This is a genomic window from Acidobacteriota bacterium, assembly GCA_016195325.1.
Lineage (GTDB): Bacteria > Acidobacteriota > Polarisedimenticolia > JACPZX01 > JACPZX01 > JACPZX01.
The window spans coordinates 1-16,679 of record JACPZX010000020.1; the positions used below are offsets into that span (position 1 = coordinate 1).

The following is a 16,679-nucleotide window of genomic DNA, read 5'->3' on the forward strand; positions in this document are numbered from 1 at the left end:
CAACTCACGACGGATTCCGATAGACTTGTGTCGGGCCACGGTTTTTCCTCCATCTCCTGGAGCTTCGACAACCCCATGAGAACAGAGGACGTGGCCCTTCGTCTACCCTCTTCCTTCCAAACCGCTAACCGAACACGGATGATTCTTGTGTAATCGATTGTGTAGGAGGGCTCCGCGATGGCGACCAATCTCGCGCTCGACGACGACCTGGTGGCGGAGGCGCAGCGGCTGGGACGGCATCCGTCGAAGCGCGCCGCCGTCAACTCCGCATTGGCCGAGTACGTCGCGCGCCGGAAGCGTCGTCGCATCCTGAGGCTCTTCGGCAAGCTCCCCTGGAATCCGAAGTACGATTACAAGGCCGAGCGGAGACGCGGTCGTTGAGAGTGCTCGTCGATACGTCGGTCTGGTCTCTCGCACTGCGCAGAAAAGGCCCGACGGAGCACCCTGCCGTTGAACAGCTCGCGTCCCTGCTCGAGAACGACGAGGACGTGGTCCTGACAGGATGGATACTCCAGGAGATCCTTCAGGCGTTCCGCTCGGATTCCTCGTTCGGCAGGGTGGCCAGGCATCTCGAGCCGTTTCCACTTCTCGACCTGGGTCGACGCGAGTTCGTTGCGGCGGCATCGCTCCACAGGGTGTGCGCCTCGACGGGGGTGAGCGCCTCGACAGCCGACTGCCAGATCGCCGCCGCAGCCATCCGTCACGATTGCCTCCTGCTCACCGCGGATAGGGAATTCGACAGGATCGCGCGGGTCAGCCCTCTGAAGCTGGTCTGAGCCTCGGGCGAACCCAGCGCTCACCCGGCTGCCGCGCCCGCCTTCACCCGTCTGAGCGCGACCGTCTCCACGCTGCGCTTGTCGCCTCCCACGAACGTGAAGACGACGTTGAGATGGTCGGCGTCGACGAGCTGGAGATCGATCGCCTCGACGTGGCCGGCGTCGGGAGATCGCAGGTTCGTGACGTCCACCAGCGTGAAGGCGATCGTGCCGTGGGCGAGGTCGATCGTCTTCGCCTTGAGGCGCGGCTGGTTTCCCGCGGCGCAGTAGTGGGTGACCCTCAGGTCGTCTCCGTCCTGGTGGTAGACGCTCGTCATGATGGGCTCGCCGGCCACGATCAGGTTCTCGATCAGGGCGGTGCCGTTGCCGGTCAGGTAGTAGCGGGCGTTCATTCCGCCGGTGCCGGTGCGGCCGCCGGACCACTCCGACGTCCCCTCCCAGTCGCCCGCGAGAGCGCGCAGGCGAGTGAAGGCCTCGGCGGAGGCGGGGGCTTCGGCGCGGGAGAGGGTCGCGAGGGCGAGAACCAGCGCGGCGGACGTCAGGACGGATTGTCGCATGGGGCCTCCTCGGAGGTGGAGTCTCTTCCGGGAACCGCGACGAAGGCGGAGTTTATTCCGGAAGCTCGTCTCGCCGCAGCAGGCGATGGCCCTCGAACACGGTCAGGATCTCGATCGCGTGTGGACCGCGACGGTAGACGACCCGGTACTTATCGACCACGAGCTCACGCAAGCCGCTGGCAGGCATCTCTGGAAGACTGCGCCCCCGATTCGGATGGCGCGCGAGCGCATCGGATCGCGAGATCAGGCGGTCCACGAAGTTCGACGCCGCCCGGGGGGCGGCCTGGGCGATGTAGGTTTCGATCTCCTGCAGGCGTTTCCAGGCCTCGGCCGTCCAGACGACCTTCATCAGCCGGAGCGCTTGGCCCGCCAGGCCTTGAGTCGTTTCCGCAACTCCGCGGTCTCGACGACCCTGTCCGCTTCCGCGTCGGCAAGCCCGGCGGCGATCGATTCGAGGAAGCGCTGCCGCTCCACGATCCGGTCATATTCTTTAGGGGATACGAGGACGCCGGCCGGCCGCCCGTTCTGGGTGATGACCATCGGCTCGCCGGACTCACCGAGGTGCTTGAGCAGCCTGGCGGCCTGCGCCTTGAACTCGCCCAGGGGAACGATTCCATCCGAGATCTGAACTTCTTTCACTGGGAGACCTCCCTCTCGATCGCGGACGGAATATAGACCGAATTCGGTCCTCCGGCAATCGCATTCAGGTGAACGGGACTCTGACGGAGAACCGATTACTGGTTTCGGTAGAGTTCGGCCCGCGCGCGCTCGAGGGCAGGGTCACGTCCGGCCTTGAGATCCTCGTCGGCGAAGACGGGCACGGCCATGTCCGGCGGAATCCCCGGCCCGTCGAAGGTCTTCCCCTCCGGCGACCGGAAGACCTCGTTCGGCAGACCGAAGGTCCAGCCGTTCGGCAGCGTCCGGCCGAGCACGTCCGAGAAGACCCCCTGCGTGTTCTCGCCGATTCGGATCACCCGGGGCGTCCGGCCCATCAGGGCCTGCGTCATCGTCTCCCCCGCGCTGATGGTGAGCGGCCCGGTCAGCTCCACCACGGGTCCCCTGAAGGACGGCCGGGTGCTCGGCCGCACGAGGCTCGGCTGCCCCGGCGTCCACTTCTTGTGATCGACCGGATCCATCCGCGCTTCCTTCGAATAGGCGACGTAGTCCGAGGTCGCCAGCCGCGAGGCGAGCGCGAGGCCATACGGGTCGGCGCCGCCGAAGTTGATTCGGACGTCGATCACGAGCCCCTTGAGCTTCGAGTCGGTGAAGATCGCGTCGAGCGCCTCCTCGAGCGCGTCGAGCCCGCTCGCGAAATCTCCTTCCTTCGTGTAGCCCCCTTCCGAGAGGAACCGGAGGTATCCGGTCGATTCGTCGAGCCGCCCGAACTGGACCTGATCGTCGCACCACTTGCGGATCGGGCCCTGGAGTCTGGCGTCCGTGACGGCGAGCAGCGGCGGCAGATCCTTCGTCCTGAAGTCCTTCATGCCGTTCTTGATCAAGCGGTCGGTACCTTTGCGCAGAGTGCGGTATCGACGCTGGATGGCCTCCGCCCCAATCGAGGTGTGCGCGTCTTCGAACGGGGCGATCATCCCCTGGAGGATCTCGAAGAGATCCGCAGGCGTCGTCGTCGCCTTCACGTTCGCTCGGGCCGCGGCGACCACGGCGGGCCAGTCGGCGTGCTTCTCGTCGAAGAGGATGTAGTGCTCGGCCCAGGTTTGCGCGAAGACCTCGAAGTTCCCCTCGGGGGTGTCCGGGGTGGGCTTGTCGCAGACGGCGGGGCGGGCGGCCATCCGGTGGATCATCATGTCGGACGCGGCGCCGTCGTTGTGGAGGCGCTTCTCGTCCGGATCCGGTGTGGCTTTCACCAGTGTGAGCTCGTTGTCGACGGTGTAGACGGCTTCGACTCCGGCCGGTGTCGCCGGGCGCCGGATCATCTTCATGCTCGGCACGCAGGTCGTCCGGGTGACCTCGTAGGCCTGGAGCGTGTCGCCGTCCGCCACGAAGACGAGGCCGTAGCCGTCCGATTTCCAGACGCCGGTCAGGGCGGGCGTTTGCGCACTGACCGCCGGCGGGGCCAGGAAGGCGAGCGCGAGGATCGTCAGGAAGCGGCGCGGCATTCGTCACTCCATCCCGAATGGTGTCGCGCCACGGTACCACGAGGAGCCGCGACGCCAGCCTCGACGAACGTCGGACGCGTGCCGCGAAGTCCGGAACTCCCGACAACCGACTGCCCGGCAAGCGTGGACACCTAACCCTGCCGCCCGAGAGAAGCAGCCTGATTTCGCGTGGCACGGATGCTGCTGATTCCGCCGGCCGAGGCATCCACGTGTGTCGCGGGCATCGTCCCGGAGGAGGCTCCATGCGCGCCATCAGAATGGTGTCGGCGACCGCGGTCGCGGTCGTCGCCTTGATGGGACTCGGCGGGCTCGGCTGTGCGCGGTCCGCCCCGGGTTCCGCGAAGACCAGCGACGAGCTGCTGACGCAGCTCCAGCAGGATCGCGCCCGGATCGACGAGGCGTCCAGCACCATGATGAAGCGGATCGACATGTTCAACTCCTCCCGCAAGCCGGGGGAGAGAACGCTCCAGTTCAGCGAGATCTTCACACAGGACCTGAACCCCGAGCAGCGCGACGTCCTCGACGCGCTCGTCAAGGAGGAGAAGGACATCTCGTACAGGTCCCTGCTCCAGGCGATCATCTCCGACCGCGACACCATCCGCGAGATGCAGGCGAAGCTGATGCATCTCGAGCAGACCCTTCCCGACAAGTTTGTCGTGGCCAGGCGCGGGGACAAGCACCACGATCTCGCGATGGCCTACCTGACGGGGGAGGTCCACCTCGACGAGGCGAAGGCGAAGGATCTCCTGAAGCAGGTCGACCAGACCGACGAGCTCCTCGCCGGCAACCAGGTCTGGTTCTTCTACGATCCCCAGAAGGACACCTTCCGCACGTACGTGACGGCGGGGGACGCGGGGCAGACTCCGATCGCGATGCGCCGGGCGAAGACGCGCGAGCTGGTGAAGGCGCGGGACGGCTACAAGAAGGAGCGCGACGCGGCGAAGGTGCAGGTCGCGAGCCTGAAGCAGGACAAATCCCAGCTCTCCGAGGCACGCGCGCAGCTCGAGAGCGATCTGATCACGCGCGAGAACAGCCTCTTCTACCACGCCGACAGCGATCGGAGCCTGAAGGAGCAGGGGGTTCTGAGCCCCGTCCTGAGGCGCCTCCAGGACGTGAAGGGGGTGAGCTACGACCAGTCGCTGGATCTCCGCGCGGGCACGAGAATCGATCTCCGGCCGCAGAGCTACGGCCTCGATGAGATCCGCGGCGTACGGGTCCTCCCGACGATCTACCAGGAAGGGAGGGACTTCACGGTGGAGATCGACGAGGACCGGGGCGGCGCGAGGGTGGTCATCCTCGACCCCGATGTCTTCCGGGGGAAGGAGATCCTCGTGGCGGTGAAGGGGTAGAGGTCAGCGGCCGGGAGTCGTCCCGATCATGCGCGTCCTTTCTTGCGCGGGGCCTCTTTCACGTGAGGGGGCTCGTCGCGCCGGGGGCCTTCCCGCGGGGGGACCAGGACGAGGAAGGCGAACTGGATCCCGGCGAAAACAAGGAGCAGGAGCAGCCCCGCGAGGTACGGGCCGGCTTCATGGTTGTAGAGGATGCCGAAGGCGTTCAGCGCCTGGAGCGCGGCCGCCAGAAACAGTGACGCCTGGATGACGACCACGGCCCACCTCGCGAGGGCCCCGGGATGCTCGCGCCTGAGGCGTCGCGTCCGCGCTACGCCGACGATGAGATACGCCAGGGAGAAGGCGCCGAGGAGGGCGCTCGCGGTCGTGAAGAGCGCGCGGTCGGGGACGTGCAGCAGCTCCTCGAGTATCGGGACGAGGGCGAAGAGGCCGCTTCCGAGCGACATCATCAGCATGTTGGTGAGGCGGAACCGGTCTTCGGGGAACCACTCACCGTGTGCCCGCCGGCCGAAGACGGCGACCACGCCGCTGAACCCGGCGAAGGTGGCCGACACCTCGGCGATGGCGAGAAGCGTGAAGAGGGCGTGATCGTTCATGACGTCTGGCCTTCGCGGACGGCCCAGTGCCACGGCTCGTAGGCCATCCCGAACTCGTTGCCGCGAGGATACGTCATGACGAAGCCGAAGCGATGCGCGTGCAACAGAAGCCATGCGAAGGCTGCGGTCGACTCGAACTCCTCGACGAGCGGAGCGCACCCCGGCGTCGTGAGGTCCACCGCCCGGCCCGTGTGGTGCTCGCTGTATCCGGGAGGCGCGTTCACCTTCAGGATACTCTCGAGGGATTCGCCCGCCCCGATCTTCCGCTCGAAGATCCCCAGCTGGTAATCCACGCTGCGGAAGGCGGAGACGAGGAGAAGTGTGATTCCGTCCCGCTCCGCGGCGGTGCGGAGTTCGGCCCAGCGATCGGCTGCGTGCGGCGTGAGCTGGCGCTCCCGCCCGTGGATGTCGGTGCCGATGGCGACGAGGTCCGTCGCTTCCACGTGGAGCCGCAGGCGATTGTCCACGGCGTACGAGGCGGGGATCCCCAGCTCGGCGAGGATCCGGGCCACGCGCACCTACCTGTCTTTCTCTTCCGGTTTCGGGGGTGGAGACGTGTGCCCGACGAGGCGTTTCTGGGTGTCGGAGTCGAGCGCCATGAAATTGGCTTCGACGCGCACGATGTCGGTCCGGGCCTTTCGATTGGAATCGGCGAAACGGCGGACATCCTTCAACTGGGCCTTGCACGGGACGCACCACTCGGCCTCGTACGTCACGATGTAGAAATCGGCCTGGGTCAGTCCCGAGGCCGCAGGCGCTGGCCCGGCGGCCGTTCGAACTCGGGCCAACGCTTCGGCGAGGGTTCCGTGGCCTTCCACCGGCTTGGGCGACGCGGTCGTTTCTTTCAGCACGTCCACGAGGCCCTTCGCGTATCCCATTCGATCGAGTACCTGGACTCCCGTCCTGTCGAACACCTTGAGGAGGGGGACTCGGTAGTTCAGGGTGCCGTCCTCTTTCTTGCCGAAGGTCGGGACGAATTCGTCGGGTGGCAGGGTGAAGCTGTACTCGCATCCATGAGGTCTTGTCTGGGCTGTTCCGCAGTCGTGCTTCTCCGGCTCCTCCGCGAGCGGATGGAGCGGCGAGAGCGCGAGGACGATTACCCCGAGGACGATGGGTGGCCATCTCATCACGACACCTCCTCTTGGCTCACGGGTGCCTCCACTTGTGAGTTCGTCACTCGGAGTCCCCACCCTTCGCCGGTTTACGATTGGGCCGATCGGCTTGACGATTGGTTGACGATTCGCCGGTCCCCTTGAGGCGGTAGCGCGTGGAGCGGCCCGCTCCCAGTTTCTCCGCCAGGCCAAGTTCGACCAGCTTACCGAAGTCGCCGGACGTGATCGGTCGGGTGACACCGAATTCCGCTTCGCACTGCCTGCTCGTGAGCTCCTGACCCTCCACCATCCATTGCACCATCCTCCGCTGGCGATCGTTTAGTTGCGCATCCACGGCGGGCGTCACCACGAGCCGGCTCTCCTGCACACGGATGCGCTCGATGTTCTCGCCCGGCCCCGGAAACGTGACCTGGAAATAGCCGGTGTCGGTTCCGATAAGCGGTCGGTCGAGCCCGTGATCGAGCATCCGGTCGGTCATGCGACGAAAGCCGCTGCCGCGCTCCTCGATGCGGTGGAAGTAGGACAGGCACTGGGCGAGAACGGGGTTTCGCGAGCACGGACGATACTTGACCTTGCGGAGGCTCGCGAGCGTGATGGGCGCGGGCGGCAGGCCCGGGCTCGAGACGGCGACGCGATCGGAGAAGACTTCGAGCAGGATTTTCCGGCCGGCGTCCTCGTACTGCCGGTGCGCGATCGCGTTCACCACCGCCTCGCGCAGCGCTTCCTCGGGGTACTCGTCGATGCGCACGCGGTTGAGCCCGACGACCCGCATGGGGTGCCGCGTATTGCGATCGACGAAGGCGAGGGCGCGATCAACGGCGATCGGCATCGGCGCTCGGATGTCCTCATGGTCGCGGGGCGCTCCGTCGGCCTCCGCTCCCCGGTAGGCGTCGGCCAGGATGCGGCACTGGGGAAACACGGCCGACGGATCGCGGGCCAGAAGCACGATGCCGGCGGCGGTGGCAAAGTGCTCGCCCGAGCTCGGCTCATGCCAGACGAGACCGCGCAGAGTGGCGCCGACGAGTAAGTCGTCGTCCGAGAATCCCGCCCGTTCGCGTCCTTCCGCCGCAGCAAGCAGTCGGCGAACGATGTCGTGATCGAGATCCTGCCAGCGAATCCGGTCGAGGGGGCGGGACTCGAAGGGGGACGTCGCCTCGATGGTCTGGCGGGCGATCTCCTCCTCGTCGCTGGTGGGGGCGATGCCGAAGCGATCCCGAAGCAGCTTCAGCAATGCCGCCCGAACCTCCCGCTGGAGTTCGATGACGTTCCCGAAGCGCTTGTACTTGGGTCCGTCCGCGTCGAGCTCGGCCAGCAGGGCCACCGTTCCTGGTTCGCGCGCCACGTGTCGCTCGCCGCGGATGAACGCGAGCACGGGAATCGAATTCTTCTTTGCTCGGCGATACTCGGCGTGGGTGATCGACAACTCGCCCAACGGGGTACCGTGCTGGACGCCGACAATCAGCAGGTAGACCTGGCAGGCGTCGAGGGCCTCGAGGCATCCGTCCAGCGGCCTGGTCGGGGCCGCGGGCTCGTACTCGTAAAGCACGGGAGTGCAGTGCGCCGAGAGGAAGGAGTCGGTGTTCAGCAGATTCTGAACGACGAGGCGCTCGTCCTCGAGCTCTTTCTGCACGGAGCTGACGAACACACGGAGTTGGGGCGTCATCGCGGTGGAGTCTTGCACGACGAGGGGTCGTCGGGAAGGGGCATCCAGAAGCCCGCGTTCGGCGAGAAGGCCAGCACCTTCGCGTGCCTGGGCCGATCGACGGGATCGAGGGGTCGGAAGTGAGCTAGGAAGCGCCCGCGGGCGCCGAGCTTCCGAGTTCCGCAGGCTGATGAGGAGCGTCAGAGGGATGCCGTGCTTGTCATGGGCTCACCTCACGTCGTTCCACGACGAGGTCCCCACTCGAGAGAACTTCTGTTGCAGGGTCGTGAGGAGCGTGGTGTGCGTGGAGGCGATCTCGGCCCACATGTCGTGGGAGACGGCGACGCGCGCGTTGTCGGAAGAGCCCACGAGGACGGCGTCCACCCGTTGAGGAGGGCGAGGTGCGGGAGGGTCACGATATCGTCTTTCTCGAACGTGAGGCCGAAATGGTCGGGGGCGTCCTCGACATGGCGGGAAATGTCGGCAATTCATCAGAACGCTTTCCCCTGCGGTATCTCCAAGCCGTCGCGGTACAGCATCGGCACCTTGAAGGTCCCGCCTGTTCCCCGGAAAACAAGAACCCAGGTCTAGCTCCCCGGCGCGGGCACCGGCTTCGCCGGCGGAATCGGAACTTCCGTCCCCTTCCTATATATAGTGATCTTCCTCCCCACCGTCCCCGCGTCCGCCGGATGCCGCACCAGGTAATCCGAAAGGATCGCCGCCGCATCGCCGGGCGCCCCGATCTCCGCGAGCTGCGACGAGAGGAGCGACAGCGCCGCCAGATTGTCCGACTCGTCCCCGAGAATCCCCTGAAGCAGCCGGACAGCCCCCAGGCGATCCCCCAGGAGATCCGCCGAAGCCTGCGCCTGCCACAGCAGCGCCTCCGAATCCCGCGGGAAGCTCTTCCGGAACTCCGCCACGCGCGATTCGATCAGATGAGGATCCTTCGAATCGAGGCAAGCCGAGACCACCGCGAGCAACCGCCCATCCCGATCCGACAGAGACCCCGAAGACCCCGAAGCCTTCCGAATCCACTCGAGCCCATGAGGACGATCGCCGCCGAGCCACAGCGCCATCCCCAGCCGCATCTGCGCCGGAGCGTACGAAGGATCCGCCGCGAGAGCCTCGCGGAAGGCATCGGCCGCTTCGCCATACCGGAGCCGACGGAAGTCCTCCATCCCTCGCGTGAACGAGCGGTACGCATCCTCCGAGACCGCGACGGTCTGGACAGGCGTCACCCGAGGAGGCGCCCCCGAATGAGTCAACCCCGCCCTCAGATCCGCCGTCAGCTTCGAGACCAGCTCGAAGACGTTTTTCCCCTCGGCCTTCGACGCCACGAGGACCTGCCCCGAAGCCGCATCCGAAGCCTGCGCGTCGATGCGGTACCCCGAGTCCATCTTGAAGATCGACCCCGCGATGACGACCCCGGCGCCGGCCCACTTCGCGAGCTCCGTGACGGTGGCCCCGTCGAGCGACCCGATGTCTTTTTTCCCCGACATCGCGACGAGATCGTTCAGCTTCTGCGACGAAATCACGCGAAGGTCCGGCGACGAAGCCAGATCCGTCGTGATCATCTGGGGGACACCCTGCGAGAGCCAGGCGTCTTTGGAGTCCGCGCTGTTGTTCGCGAAGGCCGCGACGGCGATCGACCGCAACAGAGACGGATCGGGAACCCGAACCGAAGCCCTCTCGAACCGCCCGGGCGTTGCGGGCAGCCCGGCGACTGGTACCACCCGCCGCACCACGAAAATTCCCGCCACGATCGCCACCACGACAGCCGCCCCCGCCACGAGAGGCCACCGCCTCGAAGCCGGCGCCTCACCGAACCGCCGGATCGACGAGATCTTCCGCGCCCCCGAACCGCTCACCCCCGCCAGGGCGCGAAGGTCTTCGGCAAGCTCCGCCGCCGTCTGGTAGCGATCGCCCGGATCCTACGCGAGGCACCGCGACACGATCCACTGGAGCTCCTCCGGAAGCTCGGGCCGCAGCGAGCGCACCGGCGCCGCCGCCTCGTGGACGATGGCGTGGAAGGTCGCGAGGACGCTCGCCTTCGTGAAAGGGGAGACCCCGGTGGAAAGCTCGTGAAGGAGGACGCCGATCGAGAAGAGATCCGACCGCGCGTCCACCGGGAGCCCCTGGGCCTGCTCGGGGCTCATGTAGCTGACGGTGCCGATGACGCGCCCGCCGCCGGTCGTGTCGCGCGTGATCGTCTCGAGGCGCGAGCGGGCCTCGGGGCCTACCAGGGCGTCGGTGACGAAGCAGGCGAGGCCGAAGTCGAGGACCTTGAAGAACCCTGAGTCCGAGAGGACGACGTTCTCGGGCTTGAGATCGCGGTGGACGATGCCGCGGCGGTGCGCCTCGGTCATCGCCTCGGTGATCTGCAGGCCGGCCCGCAGCACGAGAGGAAGAGGAAGGGGCCCCGCCTCGAGGAGCGTGCGGAGGTTTCGACCCTCCACGAACTCCATCGTGTAGAAGACGGTGGTGCCGTCGCGGTGGACGTCGTAGATCGTCGCGATGCCGGGATGGCTGACGGCCGAGGCGGCCCGCACCTCGCGCTGGAAGCGGCGCTCCCACTCCTGGTTGGCGGCGAGATCGGGGCGAAGGACCTTGAGGGCGACGGTGCGGCCGAGGCGGCTGTCCTCGGCCCGGTAGACGACCCCCATCCCCCCCTCGCCGAGGCGCGAGTGAATCGTGTAGTGGAGGAGGGAGTCGCCTGCTTCCATCGGACCCTTACTGTTGGGCGATGCGGATCCGCCCGCTGAGAGTCTGAATCGAAACCCTGGCGCCGCCGCCTCCGACCTGGAACCACAGCTCGCTCGAGGGGAGGTAGGGGTTCGACTTCTTCGGCGTCTGGCCGAAGTCGTTCTCGATTCTACCGCTGAAAGACGAAGCTTCAACGTCGGCGGAGGCTCCGCGCGGCACGGTGAGGGTGACGTTCCCCGAGACGGTCTCGAACTTGAAGCGCCCTCGGGGGCTCAGGTCGGCGCCGACCTCGATGCTCCCCGAGACGGTCTTGAAGTACCCCTCGTCGAGGCGGGCCTTCGAGTCGACGGCAATCGCTCCGCTCACCGTGGAGAGGTCGGCGGTCTTCGGCGAGCCGGTGAGGTGCACGGTGCCGCTCACCGACTGAAGCTCCGTCTCCCCCTCGAAGTCCGAGACGTCGATGAGGGCGCTGACGGTCTCGACCTTGAGCTTCGCGCCCTGCGGGACGTGCAGGTTCAGCGTCGTGTCGCCGATGTCGCGGCGAGGGCCGTTGTCGTTCGAGTACTTCACCTTCACGGTGACGTGATCGCGGTCGCCCGTCACCTCGAGGCCGTCGGTTCCCTTGCCGAGCATCCCGGTGATCTCGACCTCCGCGCGGTTCCAGCCGGAGACGACGACCTTCCCCGCGATGTTCTCGATCGCGACGGCGGCGTTGTCCGAAGCGGGGCGGCGCTGGTCGATCTTCTCCTGGGAGAGCGTGAGCGTCACCGCCGCAGCCACCACCCCCAATACGGTCAGAAGTCTCTTCATGGTCGTTGCTCCCTGATCGAAAGACACTCAGACATGTGAGGGGAGGCGCGAGGCCCCCTGGATGAGGTCGAGCTTTCTCTGGTACGTCGCCGCCACGAGGTGGCCGAGGCGCGCGTTCGACGGGTCGCGCGCGAGGGCCGCTCTCGCCTCGCCGATCGCCTGGTCCACGATGCGGAGGTTCGTCTCGATCTCGGCGACCGTCTCGGCCGGGAGGTCGTCGCGGTGGCGGTGCAGGGCGTCGAGAAGAGTTGCGGTGGCGCGCGCGAGATCGGCCTCGGCCGCGGCGACGTCGACGGCGCCGGCCGGCGCGACGGGCGCAACGGGACCGACAGGCCCGGCGGGGCGCTCCCTGAGGACGAGAGCCGTCACGAGGGCCGAGACGGCGATGAGGATCGCCGCCGCGAGGGCGAGGTGAGGGCCGGTGATCAGAGGGTGCCTCCTCGGGGCGCCGAAGCGGGGGCGTTGCCGCCCGCCCGGCCGGATGTTGGGCCAGAGATCGCGCGACGGCTCCGAGGTGCGCGGAAGGGCCGAGAGCTTCGCAACGAGGCCCTCGAGGTCCTCGAGCGCCGCGCGGCACGCGGCGCAGCCGGCGAGGTGCGCTTCCACCGCCGCGCGCTCGGCGGGGGCGATCGTCCCGTCGGCCAGGTCGTTCAAATGTCCTTCCATCTCGTGGCAGCTCACTTCAGCGCCTCCCTCAGGAGCTGTCGGGCCCGGTGGAGCTGGGCGCGGCACGTTCCCGCCGATCGTCCGGTCATCTCGCCGATCTCCTCGTGCCGGTACCCTTCGATGTCGTGGAGCACCAGGACCTCGCGCGCTCCCGCCGGGAGGGCGGCGATCGCCCTCTCGAGGTCCGGCGTCCCCTCGCGGCCTCTTCCCGAGACCGGGTCGGCCAGGCCGTCGGCGTCGGCGGCTCCTCGCGACAGGTCGAAGCGCCGTGCGCGCGATCGTTCGTCGCCGAGGACCACGTTCACGGCCATCCGGTGGAGCCATGACCCGAGGCGGCTTTCCCCGCGGAAGGTGCCGAGCTGCCGGTAGGCCCGGATGAAGACCTCCTGCGTGAGATCGTCGGCCCGGCTCCGGTCCCCGCTCATCCGGGAGCAGAGGGAGTGAATCCGTCCGACGTTCTCCCGGTACAGGCTCTCGAAGGCCGCGCTGTCGCCGCCGAGGGCCCGGCGCACGAGATCGCGCTCTTCGGCGAGAGGGTCCATCACCCTCTCCAGCCATCCCTGCGCGGCCTGCGCTTCCATCCGGGCGCCTCCCTTCCCACCCCTTTCGATGCCCGGATGGGGCAAAACGCTGGAATCCCCGGTAACATGCCCCCCTTCCAATGCGTATCGGCGGGGTCACCCCGTCCTGACAAGATCGAGGGATCGAACATGTGGATGAGACGAGGACTCTTCGCGCTGACGCTTCCCGCCCTGCTCGCCTTGCTCTTCCTGCCCGCCGCGGCGGCCGACAAGTCCGCCACAGCGGACGCCAAGAAGAACGCCGCCAAGGCTGACGACAAGAAGGACGAGAAGAAGTGGGACGTGGCCAACCCTCCGGGGACGTGGACGTCGGTTTCGATCGACACCACCGAGACGACCTGGTCCGACGTGGACATCTCCCCCGACGGGAAGACGATCGTGTTCGACATGCTCGGCGACATCTACGCCGTCCCGGCCGCGGGTGGCGACGCGAAGGCGCTCACCGAGGGGATTCCATGGGACACCGAGCCTCGCTTCAGCCCTGATGGGAAGAAGATCGTCTTCGTCAGCGATCGCGGCGGCGCCGACAACCTCTGGCTCATGAACGCCGACGGGTCGGGAGCGAAGGCGGTCACCGAGGAGAAGGAGCACCTCGTCCACAACCCGTCGTGGAGCGCCGACGGAGCGTACATCGTCGCGAAGAAGGATTTCACCACCACGCGCAGCATCCCGGCGGGGGAGATCTGGCTCTTCAGCGTGGGAGGCGGGGGAGGCCTCGTGATGGTCGAGCGCCCCGACGGGACGAAGGCTCAGAAGAACATCGCCGAGCCCGCGCTCTCGCCCGACGGCCGGTACGTCTACTACAGCCAGGACACGACTCCGGGGCGCGTCTGGCAGTACGACAAGGACTCGACGAAGCAGATTTTCGTCGTCCAGCGCTTCGACCGGAGGACGGCGGAGACCGACACGTACGTGGCCGGGGCCGGCGGCGCCATCCGCCCCGTGCCGTCGCGCGACGGGAAGTCGCTCGCTTTCGTGAAGCGCACGCCGTCCATGACGAGCGCGCTGTACGTGAAGGACCTCGCCTCGGGGCTCGAGCGCCCCATCTACACGAAGCTCGACCGCGACCTTCAAGAAACAGACGGGAGCCAGGGGAACACGCCGGCGTACGCCTGGACCCCCGACGGCGGTTCGATCGTCTTCTGGGCGGGCGGAAAAATCCGACGCGTCGACGTGAGGACGAAGGCCGTCACGGATATCCCGGTCCACGTGAAGGCGGAGCGGAAGGTCACGGCCAGCCTCCGCTTCCCGGTGGATGTGGCCCCCGACGCCTTCGACGTGAAGATGCCCCGCTGGCCGCAGATGTCGCCGGACGGATCGAAGATCGTCCTCCAGGCGCTCGGGAAGCTCTACGTCCGCGACGCGGCCTCGGGAGACCCGAAGCGCCTGACGTCCCAGAGCGATCACAGCGAGATCTACCCCGCGTGGTCGCGCGACGGCCGCCAGATCGTCTACACCACCTGGAACGACGACGCGCTCGGGTCGATCCGCGTCGCGGGCGCCGACGGCGCGTCGGATCACGCCGTCACGTCGCAGCCTGGACACTATGTCGAGCCGCAGTTCTCCCCCGACGGGAAGTGGATCGTCTTCCGGAAGATCACCGACGGCTACCTCGGCTCAGGCGACTGGTCGATGGACCCCGGCATCTACCTGATCCCCGCCGCCGGCGGCGAGGCGAAGCTCCTCACGAAGAGCGGGACGAATCCGCAGTTCGGCGCCACGTCGGACCGGGTCTACTTCGCGGATACCGTCGAGGAGACGAACCTCCATCTCAAGTCCGTGAACCTCGACGGCGTGGACCTCAAGACGCACCTCAAGAGCGACGAGGCGACCGAGTTCGCGGTCTCCCCCGACGGGAAGTGGATCGCCTTCGGCGCGAAGTGGAACGCCTACGTCGCGCCGTTTGCGATCACCGGGAAGCCCGTGGACATCGGCTCCGGCGCGAAGTCGATCCCGGTGAAGCAGGTCTCGAAGCGATCCGGCGAGTATCTGTCGTGGTCCGGGGACAGCAAGTCTCTCCACTGGGCGCACGGCCCGACCCTCTACACGCGCGAGCTGAAGGACGCCTTCGCCTTCCTCGACGGCGCCCCCGAGAAGCTCCCCGATCCGGTCGAGCAGGGGATCGATCTCAAGTTCCGCGTCCCGTCGGACAAACCCAGGGGGGCCATCGCCCTGAAGGGGGCGAAGATCATCACGATGAGGGACGCAGGGTCGAAGGTGGAGATCATCGACGACGGCGTGGTCGTCGTGCGCGCCAACCGGATCGAGGCGGTGGGCCCGGCGGGGAGAGTGAAGATCCCGGCCGACGCGACCGTGATCGACGTCACCGGGAGGACGATTATCCCCGGCCTCGTCGACGTGCACGCTCACGGCGCCTTCAGCAACGAAGGGATCGTCCCGGACCAGAACTGGGGCCAGCTCGCGAACCTCGCCTTCGGCGTCACGACGATCCACGACCCGTCGAACGACACGCAGAGCGTCTTCGCCGCCGCCGAGCTCCAGAGGGCGGGGCTCATCGTCGCGCCGCGGGTGTTCTCGACAGGGACGATCCTCTACGGCGCGCACTCACCCGGCGCGACCGCCGACATCGACTCCCTCGACGACGCGACCTTCCACGTGAGGCGCCTCAAGGAGGCCGGGGCGATCTCGGTGAAGTCCTACCAGCAGCCCCGGCGCGACCAGCGCCAGCAGATCATCGCCGCCGCGCGCGACCTCCAGATGATGGTCGTCCCCGAGGGGGGGGCGAAGTTCCAGCCCAACATGACCGAGATCGTCGACGGCCACACCGGCATCGAGCACGCGACGCCGCTCGTCTCCTTCTACGACGACGTGAGGCAGCTCTGGTCGCAGACGAAGGTCGGCTACACCCCGACGTTCGTCGTCGCCTACGGCGGCATCTCGGGGGAGAACTACTGGTACGACCGCACCGACGTCTGGAAGGACGTGAAGCTCATGACCTTCACGCCGCGCTTCATCATCGAGCCGCGCTCGATGCGCCGGACGAAGGCCCCCGACGAGCACTACAACCACATCAAGGTCGCCGAGGAGGCCCACAAGCTCAGGGAGAAGGGGGTCTCGATCCAGATCGGCGCCCACGGCCAGAGGGCGGGTCTTGCCGCGCACTGGGAGATCTGGAGCATGGCCCAGGGCGGCTTCACGCCGTGGGAGGCCTTCCGCGGCGCGACGATCGACGGCGCGCGCTACATCGGCATGGACAAGGACATCGGGTCGATCGAGGTCGGCAAGCTCGCCGACCTGGCGGTCATCTCGGGGGATCCCCTCGGGAACATCAGGGACTCGGAGAAAGTCGCCTACACGATGCTCAACGGCCGCCTCTACGACGCGACCACGATGGACCAGATCGCCCCCGACAAGGTGAAGCGCAAGCCCTTCTTCTTCGAGAAGGAGGGGGGTGACACGATCCACCCGGCGACGCAAGGCTGGATCGAGGCCCTGGCGGAGAGGTTCGGGTGGGATCAATGACGGGATTGTCGGCCCGTCGTCACTGAAAACTCATGGCAGCGCGGGGCCGGATCGCGTATATACACGCATCTGTCCGGCCCCGTCGCCGAACCCTGTCCTCGGCGATCATCGAGTGAGGAGATGGCCTTGGAGATGAGAGAACATCCTTTCGCGCGCGCGTCGAGCGCGCTGATCTGTCTTGCCGCAATCCTGACGGCGGGCGCGAGCGCCCGGGCCGCCCTTCCGGATCCGGCCGCCGTGGCGGCGGTCGAGCAACCTCTCGCGACGGTCCACGCGGATCAACACGC

Annotated in this window: 19 protein-coding genes; 5 read left to right on the forward strand and 14 right to left on the reverse strand. The window is 67.2% G+C overall.

Annotated elements, in window-relative coordinates; all coding sequences use genetic code 11:
• The first annotated feature begins 177 nt into the window (after positions 1-177).
• Together HY049_04640 and HY049_04645 are read left to right on the forward strand one after the other, a co-directional pair.
• Positions 178-381, forward strand: a complete 204-nt coding sequence (locus tag HY049_04640; GenBank protein MBI3448191.1) for a type II toxin-antitoxin system VapB family antitoxin — start codon at positions 178-180, stop codon at positions 379-381.
• The gene (locus tag HY049_04645) at positions 378-776 is read left to right on the forward strand and encodes a PIN domain nuclease (protein ID MBI3448192.1); all 399 of its coding nucleotides are present in this window, start codon (positions 378-380) and stop codon (positions 774-776) included. The genes HY049_04640 and HY049_04645 overlap by 4 nt, the downstream gene beginning before the upstream one ends.
• Before the next feature lie 20 nt (positions 777-796).
• Here HY049_04645 and HY049_04650 read toward each other — a convergent pair whose 3' ends face one another.
• From HY049_04650 to HY049_04665, 4 genes are all read right to left on the reverse strand, one after another.
• A complete protein-coding gene (locus tag HY049_04650) occupies positions 797-1,333 on the reverse strand; it encodes a hypothetical protein (protein MBI3448193.1) in 537 nt (178 codons plus the stop codon).
• A gap of 52 nt (positions 1,334-1,385) precedes the next feature.
• Positions 1,386-1,682, reverse strand: coding sequence for a type II toxin-antitoxin system RelE/ParE family toxin (locus tag HY049_04655; protein ID MBI3448194.1), 297 nt, complete (start codon positions 1,680-1,682; stop codon positions 1,386-1,388).
• On the reverse strand, positions 1,682-1,972 hold the full coding sequence (locus HY049_04660) for a type II toxin-antitoxin system Phd/YefM family antitoxin (protein ID MBI3448195.1): 291 nt from the start codon (positions 1,970-1,972) through the stop codon (positions 1,682-1,684). Before HY049_04660 ends, HY049_04655 begins: the two co-directional genes overlap by 1 nt.
• A 95-nt stretch (positions 1,973-2,067) precedes the next feature.
• Positions 2,068-3,450 carry a S41 family peptidase gene (locus tag HY049_04665; protein ID MBI3448196.1) on the reverse strand — a complete coding sequence of 461 codons (1,383 nt, stop codon included), beginning with the start codon at positions 3,448-3,450 and terminating at the stop codon, positions 2,068-2,070.
• Positions 3,451-3,692: 242 nt separating this feature from the next.
• On the opposite strand from HY049_04665, the gene HY049_04670 reads away from it, so the two are divergent.
• Positions 3,693-4,799 carry a hypothetical protein gene (locus HY049_04670; protein MBI3448197.1) on the forward strand — a complete coding sequence of 369 codons (1,107 nt, stop codon included), beginning with the start codon at positions 3,693-3,695 and terminating at the stop codon, positions 4,797-4,799.
• 26 nt (positions 4,800-4,825) lie between these two features.
• On the opposite strand, the gene HY049_04675 is transcribed toward HY049_04670, so the two are convergent.
• The 10 genes from HY049_04675 to HY049_04720 all read right to left on the reverse strand — a co-directional run bounded on the left by HY049_04675 (position 4,826) and on the right by HY049_04720 (position 12,870).
• The gene (locus HY049_04675) at positions 4,826-5,395 is read right to left on the reverse strand and encodes a hypothetical protein (GenBank protein MBI3448198.1); all 570 of its coding nucleotides are present in this window, start codon (positions 5,393-5,395) and stop codon (positions 4,826-4,828) included.
• A complete protein-coding gene (locus HY049_04680) occupies positions 5,392-5,913 on the reverse strand; it encodes a M15 family metallopeptidase (GenBank protein MBI3448199.1) in 522 nt (173 codons plus the stop codon). The genes HY049_04675 and HY049_04680 overlap by 4 nt, the downstream gene beginning before the upstream one ends.
• Positions 5,914-6,522, reverse strand: a complete 609-nt coding sequence (locus HY049_04685) for a hypothetical protein (GenBank protein ID MBI3448200.1) — start codon at positions 6,520-6,522, stop codon at positions 5,914-5,916.
• Between the two features lie 46 nt (positions 6,523-6,568).
• Positions 6,569-8,170: a DUF4062 domain-containing protein gene (locus HY049_04690; protein MBI3448201.1), complete on the reverse strand. Its 1,602-nt coding sequence runs from the start codon at positions 8,168-8,170 to the stop codon at positions 6,569-6,571.
• Positions 8,171-8,377: 207 nt separating this feature from the next.
• Positions 8,378-8,518 (reverse strand): hypothetical protein, encoded by a 141-nt coding sequence (locus tag HY049_04695; protein MBI3448202.1) that lies wholly within the window; start codon positions 8,516-8,518, stop codon positions 8,378-8,380.
• 218 nt (positions 8,519-8,736) lie between these two features.
• Positions 8,737-10,017 (reverse strand): hypothetical protein, encoded by a 1,281-nt coding sequence (locus HY049_04700; GenBank protein ID MBI3448203.1) that lies wholly within the window; start codon positions 10,015-10,017, stop codon positions 8,737-8,739.
• Positions 10,018-10,080: 63 nt separating this feature from the next.
• Positions 10,081-10,872 carry a serine/threonine protein kinase gene (locus tag HY049_04705; GenBank protein MBI3448204.1) on the reverse strand — a complete coding sequence of 264 codons (792 nt, stop codon included), beginning with the start codon at positions 10,870-10,872 and terminating at the stop codon, positions 10,081-10,083.
• A 7-nt stretch (positions 10,873-10,879) separates the two neighbouring features.
• Positions 10,880-11,662, reverse strand: coding sequence for a DUF4097 family beta strand repeat protein (locus HY049_04710; GenBank protein ID MBI3448205.1), 783 nt, complete (start codon positions 11,660-11,662; stop codon positions 10,880-10,882).
• A 27-nt stretch (positions 11,663-11,689) separates the two neighbouring features.
• A complete protein-coding gene (locus HY049_04715; protein ID MBI3448206.1) occupies positions 11,690-12,328 on the reverse strand; it encodes a zf-HC2 domain-containing protein in 639 nt (212 codons plus the stop codon).
• A gap of 11 nt (positions 12,329-12,339) precedes the next feature.
• Positions 12,340-12,870 carry an RNA polymerase sigma factor gene (locus tag HY049_04720; protein ID MBI3448207.1) on the reverse strand — a complete coding sequence of 177 codons (531 nt, stop codon included), beginning with the start codon at positions 12,868-12,870 and terminating at the stop codon, positions 12,340-12,342.
• Between the two features lie 174 nt (positions 12,871-13,044).
• Here HY049_04720 and HY049_04725 point away from each other — a divergent pair, with 174 nt between their 5' ends.
• On the forward strand, positions 13,045-16,392 hold the full coding sequence (locus HY049_04725) for a PD40 domain-containing protein (GenBank protein MBI3448208.1): 3,348 nt from the start codon (positions 13,045-13,047) through the stop codon (positions 16,390-16,392).
• A gap of 132 nt (positions 16,393-16,524) precedes the next feature.
• On the forward strand, positions 16,525-16,679 hold a 155-nt coding region (locus tag HY049_04730), incomplete at its 3' end, for a hypothetical protein (protein ID MBI3448209.1).

Coding starts and splice junctions, on each gene's coding strand:
- HY049_04640 (MBI3448191.1), top strand. CDS start 178: ATGGCGACCAATCTCGCGCTCGACGACGACCTGGTGGCGGAGGCGCAG.
- HY049_04650 (MBI3448193.1), bottom strand. CDS start 1,333: ATGCGACAATCCGTCCTGACGTCCGCCGCGCTGGTTCTCGCCCTCGCG.
- HY049_04655 (MBI3448194.1), bottom strand. CDS start 1,682: ATGAAGGTCGTCTGGACGGCCGAGGCCTGGAAACGCCTGCAGGAGATC.
- HY049_04665 (MBI3448196.1), bottom strand. CDS start 3,450: ATGCCGCGCCGCTTCCTGACGATCCTCGCGCTCGCCTTCCTGGCCCCG.
- HY049_04670 (MBI3448197.1), top strand. CDS start 3,693: ATGCGCGCCATCAGAATGGTGTCGGCGACCGCGGTCGCGGTCGTCGCC.
- HY049_04675 (MBI3448198.1), bottom strand. CDS start 5,395: ATGAACGATCACGCCCTCTTCACGCTTCTCGCCATCGCCGAGGTGTCG.
- HY049_04685 (MBI3448200.1), bottom strand. CDS start 6,522: ATGAGATGGCCACCCATCGTCCTCGGGGTAATCGTCCTCGCGCTCTCG.
- HY049_04690 (MBI3448201.1), bottom strand. CDS start 8,170: ATGACGCCCCAACTCCGTGTGTTCGTCAGCTCCGTGCAGAAAGAGCTC.
- HY049_04705 (MBI3448204.1), bottom strand. CDS start 10,872: ATGGAAGCAGGCGACTCCCTCCTCCACTACACGATTCACTCGCGCCTC.
- HY049_04710 (MBI3448205.1), bottom strand. CDS start 11,662: ATGAAGAGACTTCTGACCGTATTGGGGGTGGTGGCTGCGGCGGTGACG.
- HY049_04715 (MBI3448206.1), bottom strand. CDS start 12,328: ATGGAAGGACATTTGAACGACCTGGCCGACGGGACGATCGCCCCCGCC.
- HY049_04720 (MBI3448207.1), bottom strand. CDS start 12,870: ATGGACCCTCTCGCCGAAGAGCGCGATCTCGTGCGCCGGGCCCTCGGC.
- HY049_04725 (MBI3448208.1), top strand. CDS start 13,045: ATGAGACGAGGACTCTTCGCGCTGACGCTTCCCGCCCTGCTCGCCTTG.